This window comes from Pseudomonas sp. FG-3G, from assembly GCF_901007645.1.
In the GTDB taxonomy this organism is placed as follows: Bacteria; Pseudomonadota; Gammaproteobacteria; order Pseudomonadales; family Pseudomonadaceae; genus Aquipseudomonas; species Aquipseudomonas rhizophila.
Map to the genome: position 1 here is coordinate 83926 of NZ_CAAKGZ010000026.1, position 15078 is coordinate 99003.

Below are 15078 nucleotides of genomic sequence, written 5' to 3' on the forward strand. Positions count from 1 at the left end.
GCAGGCTCGCTCCCACAGAGGTTTTGCGCTGACTTCGGGGTTATTCGCTGTCCAGATCTTTACGCCGATAGGGGAACACGTCGATCACCTTGCCCGCCCGAATCGCCTCTTGCAGGCCCTTCCAGTAATCGGCGTTGTACAACTCGCCGTGCAGTTGATCGAACAGTTTGCGTTGCCCCGCGTCGGCGAACAGGAAAGGTGGGAACTCTTCGGGAAAAACGTCCAGCGGCCCGATGGAATACCACGGCTCGGAGGCCATTTCGTCTTCCGGGGTCCGCGGCTGGGGAATGTGACGGAAGTTGGCTTCGGTGAGAAAGCAGATTTCGTCGTAGTCGTAGAACACCACGCGGCCGTGGCGGGTCACGCCGAAGTTCTTGAGCAGCATGTCGCCAGGGAAGATGTTGGCCGCCGCCAGTTGCTTGATCGCCAGGCCGTAGTCTTCCAGCGCCTCGCGCACCTGGTCCTGGTTGGCGTTTTCCAGGTAGAGGTTCAGTGGCGTCATGCGCCGTTCGGTCCAGCAGTGACGAATCAATACCGTGTCGCCTTCCACCGACACCGTGGACGGCGCCACGTCCAGCAGTTCCTCCAGGCACGCCGGTTCGAACTTGCTCAGGGGAAAGCGGAAATCGGCGAATTCCTGGGTATCGGCCATGCGCCCGACCCGGTCGACGCTTTTCACCAGCCGGTACTTTTCGATCACGGTCGCGCGGTCGACGTTCTTCGACGGCGAGAAACGATCCTTGATGATCTTGAATACGGTGTTGAAGCCCGGCAGGGTGAATACGCTCATGACCATGCCACGTACACCAGGGGCCATGATGAACTGGTCGTCGGTGTTCGCCAGATGGTTGATCAGCGCGCGGTAGAACTCGGATTTGCCGTGTTTGTAGAAACCGATGGAGGTGTACAGCTCGGCGATGTGCTTGCCCGGCAGGATGCGCTTGAGAAAGCCGATGAATTCCGCCGGGACCGGCACGTCCACCATGAAGTACGAGCGGGTGAACGAGAAAATGATCGACACCTGCGCCTCGTCGGTAATCAGCGCATCGATCTGGATGCCCCGGCCTTCGCGGTGCAGCAGCGGGATCACCAACGGCCATTGGTCGTCCTGCGTATAGATCCGGCCCACCAGGTAGGCGCCCTTGTTGCGATAGAGCACCGACGAAAACAATTCCACCGTCAGTTGCGGGTCCTTGCAGACCCAGTCGGGCAGATTCTCCCGCAATTGGGCTTCAAGGCGCTGCAAATCGCCCGGCAAGTCGGCGTAATCCTCGCTGAAACGGTAATCGGCGAAAATCGCCGCCAGCATCCGGTCCAGCTGGCCCTCGGGTTTGTAGGTACGGGTCTGGGCGGCTCGGGCGCGGCGCAGGCTGGGCCGGGTGGTATGGATGAACATGGTGCCGTCGCTGATCAGGTCATGGCTGAACAGCCCGCAGAAGATCGAGTTGTACCAGGTCTCGGACAGCTCATCGTCGAAACGCAGGTCGATCAGGCTGATGTAGGCGCTTTTGACCAGCGGCCAGCAACTGACGTCCATCAGCGCCTCGGCTTCGAAAGCCTTGCGCAAGCGGGCGACGGTTTCGAAAACCTTTTCTTCATACAAGTTGATCCGCGCCGCAGACGCCTCTTGTGCCTCCTGCCAACGGGCCTGCTCAAACCGGGCGCGGGCGCCATCGGTGATCTGCCGGAAATGCTCACGGTAATCGTCAAAGCCTTCGAGGATCGAACGGGCGATATCGGCGGCGGGCCATGGCTGCGGCATAGGGTAAACCTCGGCGGGTCATGCTTGTTATTGGCGACTGAGCTTAGAGGCCAATCGCGCGGCAACGCAACCATTGCCATCGGTCTTGAGCGAGGCGACACTTGCGACCCGATCAAGGAAGGAATGCGCTGTGAACCCCGTTGATATCCTGCGTTTGCTGTCATTGGCCGCCATCTGGGGAGCCAGTTTCCTGTTCATGCGCATTATCGCCCCTGTCATTGGCACAATCCCCACTGCATTTTTTCGCGTGTCCATCGCTTTTGTCGGCTTGCTGGTGATCCTGGCGTTGATGCGTATCGACTGGAATTTTCGCGGCAAGCTGAAAATCGTGATGGTGCTGGGCCTGATCAACTCGGGCATTCCGGCGACGTTTTATTCGCTGGCGGCCCAGGTGCTGCCGGCCGGTTACTCGGCAATCTTCAACGCCACCACACCCTTGATGGGGGTGTTGATCGGCGCGCTGTTCTTCAGCGAAAAACTCACCATGACCAAGGTCAGCGGTGTGTTCCTGGGATTGTTCGGCGTCGGCATCCTGACCGGCGCGGGGCCGGTGGCCTTCGATCTGCAATTGCTGATGGGCGCCCTCTCCTGCCTGCTCGCCACCACCTGCTACGGTTTCGCCGGGTTCCTTGCCCGCCGCTGGCTTGATCATCAAGGCGGGCTGGACAGCCGTCTCGCGGCCCTGGGCAGCATGTTCGGCGCCACGGTGTTGCTGTTGCCATTGTTTGGCTACAGCGTCATCAGTCACCCTCCGGCCAGCTGGGGTGGCTGGAGCGTCTGGCTGTCGCTGCTGGGGTTGGGCCTGGTGTGTACAGCGCTGGCGTACATTCTTTATTTCCGCCTGCTCAGTTCCATTGGCCCGGTCAAATCCATGACCGTGACCTTCCTGATCCCGCCGTTTGGCGTGTTATGGGGGGCGTTGCTGCTGGATGAGCCGTTGGGGATGGCGCACCTGTATGGCGGGGTGCTGATTGCGGCGGCGCTGTGGCTGGTATTGAAACCAGCGGCGAGCGCGACCAAGGAGCCGCTCCCAGACCAGCGCAACTGAACATCCCCCACCCTTGTGGCGAGGGGATTTATCCCCGCTGGGTTGCGAAGCGCCCCCCATAACTGACACCTCGAGGTGACTGAGCTGTTCTGGGGACTGCTGCGCAGTCCAACGGGGATAAATCCCCTCGCCACAATAACCTTCGCTCACCAGTCGCTGGGGGGCACGATTACTGCTGAGTCTCCTGCTCGGTGAACAGATCACTGAACAACATGCTCGACAGGTAGCGCTCACCCGAATCCGGCAGGATCACGACAATGGTCTTGCCTTGCATTTCCGGCTTTTCCGCCAGGCGCACGGCTACAGCCATCGCCGCGCCACAGGAAATGCCGCACAGGATTCCCTCCTCCTGCATCAGGCGCAGGGCCATGGCCTTGGACTCCTCATCCGTAACCCGCTCGACCTGATCGACGATCGACAGATCGAGGTTTTTCGGCACGAAACCGGCACCGATCCCCTGGATCTTGTGGGGGCTGGGCTTGATCTCGTCCCCCGCCATCGCCTGGGTGATCACCGGCGAAACCACAGGCTCCACCGCCACCGACAGAATCGGTTTGCCGCAGGTGTTCTTGATGTATCGCGAAACCCCGGTAATGGTCCCGCCGGTGCCGACGCCCGCCACCAGCACATCCACAGCGCCGTCGGTGTCGTTCCAGATCTCCGGGCCGGTGGTTTTTTCATGAATGGCCGGGTTGGCCGGGTTATCGAACTGCTGCGGCATGAAGTATTTGGCGGGGTCGCTGGCGAGGATTTCGGCCGCTTTCTCGATGGCACCCTTCATGCCCTTGGCCGGATCGGTGAGCACCAGCTCCGCGCCCAAGGCCTTGAGTACCTTGCGCCGCTCGATGCTCATGGAGGCCGGCATGGTCAACATCAGCTTATAGCCGCGGGCGGCGGCTACGAACGCCAGACCGATCCCGGTGTTGCCGGAAGTCGGCTCGACGATGGTCATGCCGGACTTGAGCTTGCCCGAGCTTTCGGCGTCCCAGATCATGCTGGCGCCGATCCGGCACTTGACCGAGTAACCTGGGTTGCGCCCTTCGATCTTGGCCAGGATGGTCACGCCACGCGGGGCAATGCGATTGATCTGCACCAGTGGCGTATTGCCGATGGAATGGGCGTTGTCAGCGAATATGCGGCTCATGACTGGGTCCTTAATGCAGCGGGGATTTAGCGCTTAAAGGTATGCCTGTTGCCCATGGGCGTCCAGTTGCACCGAACGTTCCAGTTGTTACAACAGTCAATGTTTTAACAACGCGGGAGACTGACTGAAATGAAGCGTCGATACAGCTGGCCACTGTGGACTTTCGCCGCCATCGTTGCGGTGCTGGTGGCCCTGCATTTCACCTTGCCGTTCCTGGTGCGCGACTACCTGAACGACAAACTGGCCGACATGGGTGACTACCGCGGCCAGGTGACCGATGTGGACCTGGCGCTCTGGCGCGGGGCCTACCGGATCAACGGCCTGGAGATCGTCAAGGTCGACGGCAAGGTTCCTGTGCCATTTGTCGAGGCGCCACTGATCGACTTGTCGGTCAGCTGGCATTCGCTGTGGTACGACCATGCGGTGGTGGCCGAGGCGGAGTTCGTCCGTCCCGAAGTGAATTTCGTCGACGGCGGAGCCGACCGGCAGAACTCCCAGACCGGTCGGGGCACCAACTGGCGCGAGCAACTGAGCAAGTTGCTGCCCATTACCTTCAACGAAGTGCGGATCCGGGACGGTAAGGTGACGTTCCGCAACTTCAACTCCAAGCCGCCCGTGAACCTGCGGGCTACCGACGTCAATGCCAGCTTCTATAACCTGACCAACGTGGTCGACACCGAAGGCAAGCGCGACGCCCGTTTCGAGGGCAAGGCCCTGGTGGCCGAACATGCGCCGCTGGAGGTGCAGGCGACCTTCGACCCGTTGAGCGACTTCGAGGATTTCGACTTCCGCTTGCGCGCCAGGGACATCGAACTCAAGCGCCTCAACGATTTCGCCGCGGCCTATGGCAAATTCGATTTCAATGCCGGCCATGGCGATCTGGTGGTGGAGGCAGAAGCCGAGAACGCCCAGCTCAGCGGCTACATCAAACCGCTATTGCGCGACGTTGACGTGTTCGACTGGCAGCAGGATGTGGAAAACGAGAAAAAGAACATCTTCCGTTCGGTCTGGGAGGCCTTGGTGGGCGCGGGCGAAACGGCCCTGAAGAACCAGCGCAAGAACCAGTTTGCCACCCGGGTGGAACTCAGCGGCAATGTCCATCAGCAGGACATCAGCGCCTTCGAAGCCTTCCTGCAGATCCTGCGCAACGGTTTCGTCCAGGCCTTCAATGCCCGGTATGAGCAGCCGCCGCCGTCGGCCGACTGAGTCAACATGTGACGCTCCATTCAGAGACTGAATACAGCGTCTGCGTTCACAGTCGGCGGGGCACCGCGTTATAGTCGGGCACGACATTTATTTCGCGCGCCCCGCCTCGTCAGGCCGGCGTCACGTTCGAGGAAATTACAGATGAAGTTCGAAGGCACCAGCGCCTACGTGGCCACCGATGACCTGAAGCTGGCCGTCAACGCCGCCATCACTCTGGAACGTCCCTTGCTGGTCAAGGGCGAACCGGGCACCGGCAAGACCATGCTGGCCGAACAACTGGCTGAATCCTTCGGCGCGCGCCTGATCACCTGGCACATCAAGTCCACCACCAAGGCCCATCAAGGCCTCTACGAGTACGATGCGGTCAGCCGCCTGCGGGACTCGCAGTTGGGCGTGGACAAGGTGCACGACGTGCGCAACTACCTGAAGAAGGGCAAGCTCTGGGAAGCGTTCGAGTCCGAAGAACGGGTGATTCTGCTGATCGACGAGATCGACAAGGCCGACATTGAATTCCCCAACGACCTGCTGCAAGAACTCGACAAGATGGAGTTCTACGTCTACGAGACCGATGAAACCATCAAGGCCAAACAGCGGCCGATCATCATCATTACCTCCAACAACGAAAAGGAACTGCCGGACGCCTTCCTGCGCCGCTGCTTCTTCCACTACATCGCCTTCCCCGACCGCGTCACCCTGCAGAAAATCGTCGACGTGCATTACCCGGATATCAAGAAAGACCTGGTCAGCGAAGCGCTCGACGTGTTCTTCGACGTGCGCAAGGTGCCGGGCCTGAAGAAAAAACCTTCCACCTCCGAACTGGTGGACTGGCTCAAGCTGCTGATGGCCGACAACATCGGCGAAGCGGTGCTGCGCGAGCGCGACCCAACCAAGGCCATTCCGCCTCTGGCCGGTGCCCTGGTCAAGAATGAACAGGACGTGCAACTGCTCGAGCGCCTGGCGTTCATGAGCCGCCGTGGCACCCGCTGAACCCTCTTCGTTTCAACAAGAGCGAGGGCGATTGCCATGCTGCTTAACCTGTTCAATGAAATGCGCGCCGCCAAGGTGCCGGTGTCGGTGCGTGAACTGCTGGACCTGATCAACGCCCTGAAACAGCGGGTGATCTTCGCCGACATGGACGAGTTCTATTACCTGTCCCGGGCGATCCTGGTGAAGGATGAACGGCATTTCGATAAATTCGACCGGGCGTTCGCCGCCTACTTCAATGGCCTGGAGAAACTCGATGATCATCTCCAGGCGCTGATTCCCGAAGACTGGCTGCGCAAGGAGTTCGAGCGCTCGCTGACCGACGAAGAGCGGGCGCAGATCCAGTCCCTGGGCGGCCTGGACAAGCTGATCGAGGAGTTCAAGAAACGCCTGGAAGAACAGAAGGAACGCCATGCCGGCGGCAACAAATGGATCGGCACCGGCGGCACCAGCCCGTTCGGCTCCGGCGGTTTCAACCCCGAAGGTATCCGCGTCGGTGACGCCGGCAAGCGCCAGGGCAAAGCCGTAAAGGTCTGGGACCAGCGCGAGTACAAGAATCTGGACGACCAGGTGGAACTGGGCACCCGTAATATCAAGGTCGCCCTGCGCCGCCTGCGCAAGTTTGCCCGCCAGGGGGCCGCCGAAGAACTGGACATCGATGGCACTATCGACCACACCGCCCGGGACGCCGGCCTTCTGAATATCCAGATGCGCCCGGAGCGACGCAACACCGTCAAGTTGCTGTTGTTGTTCGACATCGGCGGCTCGATGGATGCCCACGTAAAAATCTGCGAAGAACTGTTCTCGGCCTGCAAGACCGAGTTCAAGCACCTGGAGTACTTCTACTTCCACAACTTCGTCTATGAATCAGTGTGGAAAAACAACCTGCGCCGCACTTCCGAACGCACCTCGACCCAAGACTTGCTGCACAAGTATGGCGCCGATTACAAAGTGATCTTCATCGGCGACGCCGCCATGGCCCCGTATGAAATCACCCAGGCCGGCGGTAGCGTCGAGCACTGGAACGAAGAACCGGGGTATGTCTGGATGCAGCGCTTCATGGAGAAGTACAAGAAACTCATCTGGATCAATCCATACCCGAAGGACACCTGGGGCTACACCGCGTCGACCAACATCGTGCGCGAACTGGTGGAGGACCGCATGTTCCCGCTGACCTTGCGAGGGCTGGAAGAAGGGATGCGGTTTCTTTCCAAGTAAGATTTTTTCTGCCCTTTAGGGCCTCATCGCGAGCAGGCTCGCTCCCACAGGGTCTCGAGTCCAATGTGGGAGCGAGCCTGCTCGCGATGCTTTCAGCCTCCGAGCGATGTTACAGCCCGCGCAAATCGCGCTCTTCAATCGGTCGGCTCTGGCGCAGACGCCTGCCGCCCAGCACCACCCAGTCGATCAGGCGGAACAGGCACTCCAGGCCAAACGACAGCAACATGGCACCACTGAGGCCCCAGATCATCGCTTCGGGGGTCAGGAGAATCTGGTAGCTGTAGCCGTTCCAGGTTTCCTTGCGAATTTCCGGGTCAGCGGCCAGTGCCACTTGCAGCAAACGGATGTACCACGGCCCCTGCATTGCCTGGAATTGCTTGTCCAACGCCTGCTGACGGACGAGCAAGGTGTTCAGGCTGTCAGCATCACTGCGAAAGATCGGGTCTTCGCTGGCACGGTAGTGAGCCACCAGCGCTTGCATGTCGCCCTTGAAAAACTGGTTGGCGGTGCCCTGGAAGCCTTTCAGTCCTGTCTGCGCTTCGATCAGGTGCGCCTCGACCCGCTTGGCGTAATCGCTGATGAAACCGGGCACCTGCACCCCCACCAACAGGCCTACCGCGAACAACACCAGCCGTAGATAACTGAGCAACATAATCGTGAAGTCCTTATTCGGTCTGGCCATGGCTGACGCATTCGCCGCGCCGCCACAGGCTCCATTGGCCCGGTTCGTAGCGGGTCCAGGTTTCGTTTTCAGTCAAGGGTTCGGTGGCAATTACCGTGACCACGTCATTGGGCGTGGTTTCGGCGTGGAAATCCACGATCACGTCCACATCCTTGAGCCGCGCCGGGCCGAACGGCGCGCGACGGGTGATCTGGACCAGTTTGGTCGAGCAAAAGCAGAACAGCCAGTCACCATCGCTGAGCATGCAATTGAACACGCCCTTGCTGCGGTATTCGGTGCAGGCCTGGATCAACGACGGCAACAGTTGCTCCACCTCCACCGGTTCCGGGAACGCCTGGCGCACGCGATTGAGCAAATCGCAGAACGCCGCCTCGCTGTCGGTATCGCCCACCGGACGATAGAAGCTTGCGCCCGGCTGGAAATCGGCGAGTTGGCCATTGTGAGCGAAGCACCAGTTGCGGCCCCACAACTCACGTACGAACGGGTGGGTGTTGGACAGGCAGACCTTGCCGACATTGGCCTGGCGAATGTGCCCGATCACCACTTCGCTCTTGATGGGATAGCGCTGCACCAGGTTCGCCACTTCCGACTCGCTGCTGGCGGCCGGGTCCTGGAACAGGCGCAGGCCACGACCTTCATAGAAGGCAATGCCCCAGCCGTCCCGGTGCGGTCCGGTCTTGCCGCCACGCTGCATCAGCCCGGTGAAGCTGAACACGATATCGGTCGGCACGTTGGCGCTCATGCCCAGTAACTCACACATGCTCGGACCCTCGCTTCAATGGGACAAGCCTGGCTACAGCCGCGGTTCGATGCGCGAACGCTGAGGGTTGCTCGGTACTGGCGGGCGACCGTAACGGTCATCACCCGCCACGCCGAACGGCTGCTCATCCTGTAGTTCATCGGCAGCGGCGGCGGCTTTGGCGGCAGCGGCTTTTTCCTTGCGAGCGCTGGCTGCACGCTCGATGGGGAAGCGGATCAGCACGAAGATCAAATAAAGACCAAAGACGATCATGCCGTACATGAACAGATCGGATACCGCACGCCAGGCGTTGTTGCCGACCTTGAACAGCACGTCCAGGGCAACGATGGCCAGGGCCGGAGCAACCTGTTCCTTCACGGGGTCGACGATAGTGGGGCTGAACAGCAACACCGCCATCAACAGGCGCAGGGGCTCGCGCAACCAGCGCCAGATCCAGCGGGTCATGCGCATCCATACCAGCAGGCAGCCCAGGGCGGCGAAGGCATAGAGGCCCCAGGCGATCAGATAGTCGTTCTCGGTCATGGTGTCCATGGCAAGGCAGGCAAATAGGCGCTTATAGTAACGGCTTTTCGCTCGTCAGGCTGCCCCGGCGTCTGTCGAGTGGTCTGTGCCGCAGTATCTGTCGGTTAATTTCTGCCGCCGCAGGTGGCTGACCGAACTAACCACACCGGCCATCAGTCCCTATTTCGTACAACGTTCGAGAGCCTTTCATGCCCCTATCTGCCCACGTTTGCAACGCCCCGATTGCCCGCAGGGACCCCGGTGTTGATCCCTACGCCTGGCTGCAGGAGCGCGACACCGACGCCGTGCTCGACTACCTCAAGGCTGAAAACAGCTATCAGGACGCGCAACTGGCTGACCAGGCCGAACTGCGCGAAACCCTGTTCCAGGAAATCAAGGGCCGGATCCTGGAGACGGATCTGTCCCTGCCTTCGCCTTGGGGTCCGTACCTGTACTACACCCGCACCACGGCCGGGGACGAATACCCACGTCACTACCGCTGCCCGCGTCCGGTGGACGACAGCCTGACGGTGGATGAAAGCCGCGAGCAATTGTTGCTGGACCCTAACGTGCTGGCTGGCGGCGGTTTCTTTTCCCTGGGTGCCTTCAGCATCAGCCCCGACCACCAGCGTCTGGCTTACAGCCTGGACACCACTGGCGACGAGATTTACACCCTGTTCGTCAAAGAGCTGGCCAATGACAAAGTCAGTGAACTGTCCTTTGAGGATTGCGACGGCAGCATGACCTGGGCCAATGACAGCCTGACGCTGTTCTTTGGTGAGCTGGATGACACCCATCGCCCGCACAAACTGTGGCGCTATCGCCTGGACGGAACGGCGGCCGAAGAAGTGTTCCATGAGCCGGACGGACGTTTTTTCCTGCATTGCTACCGTTCGAGTTCGGAAAAACAGTTGATCCTGTCCCTGGGCAGCAAAACCACCAGTGAAGTCTGGGTCCTGGACGCCGCACAGCCAGACCAGCCTTTCACCTGCCTGGCGCCACGGGTGGAAAACCATGAATACGACGTCGACCATGGTTTGCTCGACGGTCAGTGGAGCTGGTTGATCCGCAGTAACCGCGACGGGATCAACTTCGCGCTGTACCAGGCTGCCGACACGGGCCTGGCGCCGACCGAGGCCGATTGGCAGAACCTGATCCCCCACAGCGACACGGTGATGATCGACGGCCTGAGCCTGAACGCCAGCGCCATGACCCTGAGCCTGCGTGAAGGCGGCCTGCCCATCATCGAAGTTCACCCACAGGGTTTGCCGGCGTATCGGGTGCAACTGCCGGACGCGGCCTACAGCCTGCATGTGCAGAACAGCCTGGAGTTCGTCAGCCCCCGCATTCGCTTGCGCTACGAGGCGCTGAACCGTCCGGCACAGATTCGCCAGCTGGACCTGGCCAGCGGCGAACAGGTCGTACTCAAGCAAACCCCGGTCCTGGGTCCATTCGATGCCGATGACTACGTGAGCCAGCGGCTGTGGGCGACGGCACCAGACGGCACGCAGGTGCCCATCAGCCTGGTGGTCAAGCGCCAGGCCCTCGGCCAGCCGGTGCCGCTGTACCTGTATGGCTACGGCGCCTATGGCGAGAGCCTCGATCCGTGGTTTTCCCATGGGCGCCTGAGCCTGCTCGATCGCGGCGTGGCGTTTGCCATTGCCCATGTGCGTGGTGGCGGTGAGCTGGGGGAAGCCTGGTATCGCGCCGGCAAGCAGGAGCACAAACACAACACCTTCAGCGACTTCATCGCCTGCGCCGAGCATTTGATCGCCAATGGCGTCACCCGCGCCGATCAACTGGCGATCAGCGGCGGCAGTGCCGGTGGCTTGTTGATCGGTGCGGTGCTCAATCAACGCCCGGATCTGTTCAAGGTCGCGATTGCCGAAGTGCCGTTCGTCGATGTGCTTAACACCATGCTCGACCCGGACTTGCCGCTGACCGTCACCGAATACGACGAGTGGGGTAATCCCGAGGAGCCCGCCGTCTATGATCGGATCAGGGCCTATGCCCCGTACGAAAACGTCAGCGCCCAGGCGTATCCGGCGCTGCTGGTGATCGCCGGTTACAACGACAGCCGCGTGCAGTATTGGGAAGCAGCCAAATGGGTGGCGAAATTGCGCGCCACCAAGACCGATGACAATCCCTTGCTGCTCAAGACTGAACTGGGCGCCGGCCACGGCGGAATGAGCGGGCGCTACCAGGGGTTACGTGACGTAGCCCTCGAATATGCATTTGTTTTGAAGGTTTTGGGGTTGGTCTGAGGAACTCCGTGGGATGGCCGGGTCTTAGCTGCATGCGCAGGGCTCTGATACCACCACCCAATGTGGGAGCAAGCCTTGCTCCCACAAAGGAATCGCCTTACATCCAAACCCTTGCAACCGCCCCAGACACAAGAAAAAGACCGTGACGACATGTCAGAACCAACCTTACTGAACAACGAAATCCGCGACTGGCTGATGGACTGCGGCCTGTTCGACCAGTTGCAGCCTGTCGACTTCGCCGCGGCGTCGGGCTACTTCAGCATCAGCGCCATTGCCCAAGGGGAAGCGATTTTCCGCGAGGGCGATGCCGGCAGCTTCATGTGCATCATCCATTCAGGGCAAGTGGCCGTGCAGAAAACCGGCCCCGACGGTCAACCCGTCACCATCGCCACGCTGCGCAGCGGCCGGGCATTCGGGGAAATGGCGGTGCTGGACGGAGAACGGCGCTCGGCCAGTTGCATCGCCGCCAGTGATTGCCAATTGCTGAACCTGGGCAAGGATTCCCTGGAAAAAATGCTCAACGATGCACCGAAGATCGCCGCCAAGATCATCCGCGCCCTCGCCGTTTCCCTGTCCAAGCGCCTGCGCATGGCCGATGGGCAGTTGTTGTCGCAGCAGGTTTAGCTCTCCTCTATCAGTTGAAATGCAGAACCTGTGGGAGCGAGCCTGCTCGCGATAGCGTCGGATCAGCCAACATCAATGTTGACTGGTTTATCGCTATCGCGAGCAGGCTCGCTCCCACAAGTTTTTTGCCATTCAGTGATCTCATTAACAAGCATTGGGCCTACCCCCCCGGCGACTTGGCCTTCGGTGGTTTTGGCTCCATCCCTGGTATCGGCTGGTCCTTGGGCGGCTTGGGCATTTCGATTGGCGGCAGCAACGGCGGTCCGCTTCCGGGGCTGGGCGTGGGTACGCCGCTGGGCGTGACCGGCGGGTATGGCATCGGTGTGGGGGTGCCGGGCGAACCGGGAATGCTCGGTGGGCTCACCGGAATCGTGGGCTGCTGGGCCTGCACCCAACTTATCGAGAGCGCTGCCAGGGCAATGGCCGTTAGAATGGTGCGCTTCATCAATGGCTCCGTGGCGATTGTCTGTCTTCAGGCTAGTCCTTACCGCGCCGCTTTGCCCTTCCTTTGCATGAGACATCCATGAAACGTTTCGTTCTACTGGACACCACCCCCATCCCTGACAATGGCGGCGCCCTGTGCCTGTTCGAGTACGGCGACGACTTCGTCATCAAGATCCAGGGCGGTGACGGTGGGCAGTTGATGAATACGCGCATGCACGGCTCCGAAGACGCCCTGGCCGAGATTCCTTGCCGCAAGGTTGCCGGCCGTCCCGGCTCGCGCGTACTGATCGGTGGCCTCGGCATGGGGTTCACGCTGGCCTCGGCCCTCAAGCACCTGGGCAAAAATGCCGAAGTGGTGGTGGCCGAACTGGTGCCCGGCGTGGTGGAGTGGAACCGTGGCCCGTTGGGCGAAAAGGCCGGTCGCCCACTGTCGGACCCGCGTACCGTGATCCGCATGGAAGATGTGGCCAAGGTGCTGCAAGCCGAACCCCAGGGCTTCGACGCCATCATGCTGGACGTCGACAACGGCCCCGAAGGCCTGACGCAGAAAGCCAATAGCTGGCTGTATTCAGCCGGCGGCCTGGCCGCCTGCGCCAAGGCCCTGCGGTCCAAGGGTGTGCTGGCAGTATGGTCGGCCAGCGCCGACCGGCAGTTTTCCGACAAACTGAAAAAGGCCGGTTTCAAGGCCGAAGAGGTGCAAGTCTTCGCCCACGGCAACAAAGGCACCCGCCACACCATCTGGATTGCCGAGAAGCTCAAGGGCTGAGCTAAACTCTGTTCAACCGTCATCAGTCTTTTTTACAAAGGTGAACCCATGAGTTCGTCAACGCCACCGTCCAACACCGCCAAGCTGGATCGCATCCTGGCCGATGCCCAGCGTGACCGGGAAATGGGTTACCGCGACAAAGCCCTGAAAATGTACCCCCACGTCTGTGGCCGCTGCGCCCGTGAGTTTTCCGGCAAGCGCCTGAGTGAACTGACCGTTCACCACCGCGACCACAACCATGACAACAACCCACAGGACGGTTCCAACTGGGAACTGCTGTGCCTGTACTGCCACGACAACGAACACTCGCGTTACACCGACCAGCAATATTTCGGCGACGGCTCCCTGAGCACCCCGAAAATCGCCAAGGCGACCCACAACCCGTTCGCCGCACTGGCCGGGTTGATGAAAAAGGACGAGTAGCCAGCCATTTGTGGCGAGAGGATTTATGTGGGAGCAAGGCTTGCCCGCGATGAAGCCGATGCGGTCTTTCAGAAACCGAGCCGGCTGTTTCGCGAGCAAGCTTTGCTCCCACAGGATTTTGCGAACAACACGAATCCACTGTGGGAGCGAGCCTGCTCGCGATGGCAATCAAACGATCACCATCAATCTACAAGCTGCCCCCCCTCTTCCAATCCCCGTATAATCGCGCCTTTTCCCCAAAGGCACCCCGCCCGTGGCCAACAAACGCTACAGCTGCATCGGTCTGTTCAACCCCAAGTCTCCGGAAAACGTCGGTTCGGTCATGCGCGCCGCCGGCTGCTACGGCGTGGCATCGGTGTTCTACACCGGCAAACGCTATGAGCGCGCCGCGGACTTCGTCACTGACACCAAGAAAGTCCACTACGACATCCCGTTGATCGGCATCGATGACCTGAAAAAAATCCTGCCCCTGGGCTGTGTGCCAGTGGCCGTGGAACTGGTCGAAGGTGCTCGTCCCTTGCCCGAATACACTCACCCGGACCGGGCGCTGTATATCTTCGGCCCGGAAGATGGCTCGCTGGATAAAGACATCCGTGACTGGTGCGAAGACGTGGTGTACATCCCCACCACCGGTTGCATGAACCTGGCGGCCACGGTCAACGTCGTGTTGTACGACCGCATGGCCAAAGGCAATAACACCCGTTCGGGGCCGCAATTCCGCTGATCGGTGCGCAATTGGATTGAACAAGGGAATCGCTCGGGCAGTCAGTTTTATACCAACCCCACACCGGAGACAGATCATGAGCGATAACAACCCGTTCGAGCCGATTGAGACCACCCCTTTCCAATCTCATCCGCCGCAAAACGTGCATGGCTGGGAACGCATTGGCTCATTGGCCGGCGGAGTCCTGATGATGGGCAAGGGCTTGCGCCGTGGCGGCGTGATCGGTTTGGCCCAACTGGCGATCGGCGGCATGGCCCTGGCGCGCGGCATCACCGGGCACTGCTCGGCCAAGACCTTGCTGGAAAAGAATCGTCAGAACCTGCACCACGCCCGTGCCCGCATCGAGCAGGCCGGTGATGAGCTGAGCCGCATGAAAGCCAGCGCCGAGGCCGCGACCAGCACGGCTACAGTGACGGGGAATGATTCGTTGAGTTCGCCGAAGGTTGGGCTTTGATTTTATTGGCTGATGGCCCCATCGCGGGCAAGCCTTGCTCCCACATTTTGAGTGCAACGCTGGTCAATGTGGGA

At 60.6% G+C, this 15078-nt stretch carries 16 protein-coding genes; 10 read left to right on the forward strand and 6 right to left on the reverse strand.

Features of this window, described 5'->3' with window-relative positions:
* Positions 1-40: 40 nt before the first annotated feature.
* On the reverse strand, positions 41-1762 hold the full coding sequence (aceK, locus tag PSEUDOMOFG3G_RS19395; protein WP_139050903.1) for a bifunctional isocitrate dehydrogenase kinase/phosphatase: 1722 nt from the start codon (positions 1760-1762) through the stop codon (positions 41-43).
* Between the two features lie 130 nt (positions 1763-1892).
* Between aceK and PSEUDOMOFG3G_RS19400 the strand changes: the two genes are divergently transcribed.
* Positions 1893-2810: a DMT family transporter gene (locus PSEUDOMOFG3G_RS19400; protein WP_076385920.1), complete on the forward strand. Its 918-nt coding sequence runs from the start codon at positions 1893-1895 to the stop codon at positions 2808-2810.
* A gap of 169 nt (positions 2811-2979) precedes the next feature.
* Here the strand turns inward: PSEUDOMOFG3G_RS19400 and cysK are convergent, their stop codons facing one another.
* On the reverse strand, positions 2980-3954 hold the full coding sequence (cysK, locus tag PSEUDOMOFG3G_RS19405; RefSeq protein ID WP_047227929.1) for a cysteine synthase A: 975 nt from the start codon (positions 3952-3954) through the stop codon (positions 2980-2982).
* A 129-nt stretch (positions 3955-4083) separates the two neighbouring features.
* Between cysK and PSEUDOMOFG3G_RS19410 the strand changes: the two genes are divergently transcribed.
* The 3 genes from PSEUDOMOFG3G_RS19410 (at position 4084) to PSEUDOMOFG3G_RS19420 (ending at position 7362) form a co-directional block, all read left to right on the forward strand.
* Positions 4084-5160 (forward strand): DUF748 domain-containing protein, encoded by a 1077-nt coding sequence (locus PSEUDOMOFG3G_RS19410; RefSeq protein WP_047227930.1) that lies wholly within the window; start codon positions 4084-4086, stop codon positions 5158-5160.
* A gap of 141 nt (positions 5161-5301) precedes the next feature.
* A complete protein-coding gene (locus tag PSEUDOMOFG3G_RS19415) occupies positions 5302-6147 on the forward strand; it encodes a MoxR family ATPase (protein WP_003184225.1) in 846 nt (281 codons plus the stop codon).
* 36 nt (positions 6148-6183) lie between these two features.
* Positions 6184-7362, forward strand: coding sequence for a VWA domain-containing protein (locus PSEUDOMOFG3G_RS19420; RefSeq protein WP_076385924.1), 1179 nt, complete (start codon positions 6184-6186; stop codon positions 7360-7362).
* Between the two features lie 109 nt (positions 7363-7471).
* Here PSEUDOMOFG3G_RS19420 and PSEUDOMOFG3G_RS19425 read toward each other — a convergent pair whose 3' ends face one another.
* From PSEUDOMOFG3G_RS19425 to PSEUDOMOFG3G_RS19435, 3 genes are read right to left on the reverse strand one after another with little or no spacing between them, the layout of a single operon-like run.
* Positions 7472-8014, reverse strand: coding sequence for a DUF2937 family protein (locus PSEUDOMOFG3G_RS19425; RefSeq protein WP_047227932.1), 543 nt, complete (start codon positions 8012-8014; stop codon positions 7472-7474).
* 13 nt (positions 8015-8027) lie between these two features.
* Positions 8028-8804 (reverse strand): class II glutamine amidotransferase, encoded by a 777-nt coding sequence (locus PSEUDOMOFG3G_RS19430; RefSeq protein WP_047227933.1) that lies wholly within the window; start codon positions 8802-8804, stop codon positions 8028-8030.
* A gap of 33 nt (positions 8805-8837) precedes the next feature.
* A complete protein-coding gene (locus tag PSEUDOMOFG3G_RS19435) occupies positions 8838-9335 on the reverse strand; it encodes a hypothetical protein (RefSeq protein WP_047227934.1) in 498 nt (165 codons plus the stop codon).
* Positions 9336-9514: 179 nt separating this feature from the next.
* On the opposite strand from PSEUDOMOFG3G_RS19435, the gene PSEUDOMOFG3G_RS19440 reads away from it, so the two are divergent.
* The gene (locus tag PSEUDOMOFG3G_RS19440; protein ID WP_139050904.1) at positions 9515-11569 is read left to right on the forward strand and encodes a S9 family peptidase; all 2055 of its coding nucleotides are present in this window, start codon (positions 9515-9517) and stop codon (positions 11567-11569) included.
* 150 nt (positions 11570-11719) lie between these two features.
* A complete protein-coding gene (locus tag PSEUDOMOFG3G_RS19445; RefSeq protein WP_047228036.1) occupies positions 11720-12193 on the forward strand; it encodes a cyclic nucleotide-binding domain-containing protein in 474 nt (157 codons plus the stop codon).
* Between the two features lie 160 nt (positions 12194-12353).
* On the opposite strand, the gene PSEUDOMOFG3G_RS19450 is transcribed toward PSEUDOMOFG3G_RS19445, so the two are convergent.
* Positions 12354-12638 (reverse strand): hypothetical protein, encoded by a 285-nt coding sequence (locus PSEUDOMOFG3G_RS19450; protein WP_076385928.1) that lies wholly within the window; start codon positions 12636-12638, stop codon positions 12354-12356.
* 78 nt (positions 12639-12716) lie between these two features.
* Here PSEUDOMOFG3G_RS19450 and PSEUDOMOFG3G_RS19455 point away from each other — a divergent pair, with 78 nt between their 5' ends.
* From PSEUDOMOFG3G_RS19455 to PSEUDOMOFG3G_RS19470, 4 genes are all read left to right on the forward strand, one after another.
* Positions 12717-13403: a spermidine synthase gene (locus PSEUDOMOFG3G_RS19455; RefSeq protein ID WP_047227938.1), complete on the forward strand. Its 687-nt coding sequence runs from the start codon at positions 12717-12719 to the stop codon at positions 13401-13403.
* Positions 13404-13451: 48 nt separating this feature from the next.
* On the forward strand, positions 13452-13826 hold the full coding sequence (locus tag PSEUDOMOFG3G_RS19460) for a YajD family HNH nuclease (protein ID WP_003184246.1): 375 nt from the start codon (positions 13452-13454) through the stop codon (positions 13824-13826).
* Between the two features lie 253 nt (positions 13827-14079).
* Complete coding sequence (locus tag PSEUDOMOFG3G_RS19465; RefSeq protein ID WP_003198862.1) at positions 14080-14550, forward strand: RNA methyltransferase; 471 nt, start codon at positions 14080-14082, stop codon at positions 14548-14550.
* A 76-nt stretch (positions 14551-14626) separates the two neighbouring features.
* Positions 14627-15004 (forward strand): DUF2892 domain-containing protein, encoded by a 378-nt coding sequence (locus PSEUDOMOFG3G_RS19470; protein WP_047227940.1) that lies wholly within the window; start codon positions 14627-14629, stop codon positions 15002-15004.
* Positions 15005-15078 lie beyond the last annotated feature (74 nt).

Excerpts from the sequence above, each read along its gene's own strand:
- aceK (WP_139050903.1), bottom strand. The coding sequence starts at position 1,762 with ATGCCGCAGCCATGGCCCGCCGCCGATATCGCCCGTTCGATCCTCGAA.
- cysK (WP_047227929.1), bottom strand. The coding sequence starts at position 3,954 with ATGAGCCGCATATTCGCTGACAACGCCCATTCCATCGGCAATACGCCA.
- PSEUDOMOFG3G_RS19410 (WP_047227930.1), top strand. The coding sequence starts at position 4,084 with ATGAAGCGTCGATACAGCTGGCCACTGTGGACTTTCGCCGCCATCGTT.
- PSEUDOMOFG3G_RS19415 (WP_003184225.1), top strand. The coding sequence starts at position 5,302 with ATGAAGTTCGAAGGCACCAGCGCCTACGTGGCCACCGATGACCTGAAG.
- PSEUDOMOFG3G_RS19420 (WP_076385924.1), top strand. The coding sequence starts at position 6,184 with ATGCTGCTTAACCTGTTCAATGAAATGCGCGCCGCCAAGGTGCCGGTG.
- PSEUDOMOFG3G_RS19425 (WP_047227932.1), bottom strand. The coding sequence starts at position 8,014 with ATGTTGCTCAGTTATCTACGGCTGGTGTTGTTCGCGGTAGGCCTGTTG.
- PSEUDOMOFG3G_RS19430 (WP_047227933.1), bottom strand. The coding sequence starts at position 8,804 with ATGTGTGAGTTACTGGGCATGAGCGCCAACGTGCCGACCGATATCGTG.
- PSEUDOMOFG3G_RS19435 (WP_047227934.1), bottom strand. The coding sequence starts at position 9,335 with ATGGACACCATGACCGAGAACGACTATCTGATCGCCTGGGGCCTCTAT.
- PSEUDOMOFG3G_RS19440 (WP_139050904.1), top strand. The coding sequence starts at position 9,515 with ATGCCCCTATCTGCCCACGTTTGCAACGCCCCGATTGCCCGCAGGGAC.
- PSEUDOMOFG3G_RS19445 (WP_047228036.1), top strand. The coding sequence starts at position 11,720 with ATGTCAGAACCAACCTTACTGAACAACGAAATCCGCGACTGGCTGATG.
- PSEUDOMOFG3G_RS19450 (WP_076385928.1), bottom strand. The coding sequence starts at position 12,638 with ATGAAGCGCACCATTCTAACGGCCATTGCCCTGGCAGCGCTCTCGATA.
- PSEUDOMOFG3G_RS19455 (WP_047227938.1), top strand. The coding sequence starts at position 12,717 with ATGAAACGTTTCGTTCTACTGGACACCACCCCCATCCCTGACAATGGC.
- PSEUDOMOFG3G_RS19460 (WP_003184246.1), top strand. The coding sequence starts at position 13,452 with ATGAGTTCGTCAACGCCACCGTCCAACACCGCCAAGCTGGATCGCATC.
- PSEUDOMOFG3G_RS19470 (WP_047227940.1), top strand. The coding sequence starts at position 14,627 with ATGAGCGATAACAACCCGTTCGAGCCGATTGAGACCACCCCTTTCCAA.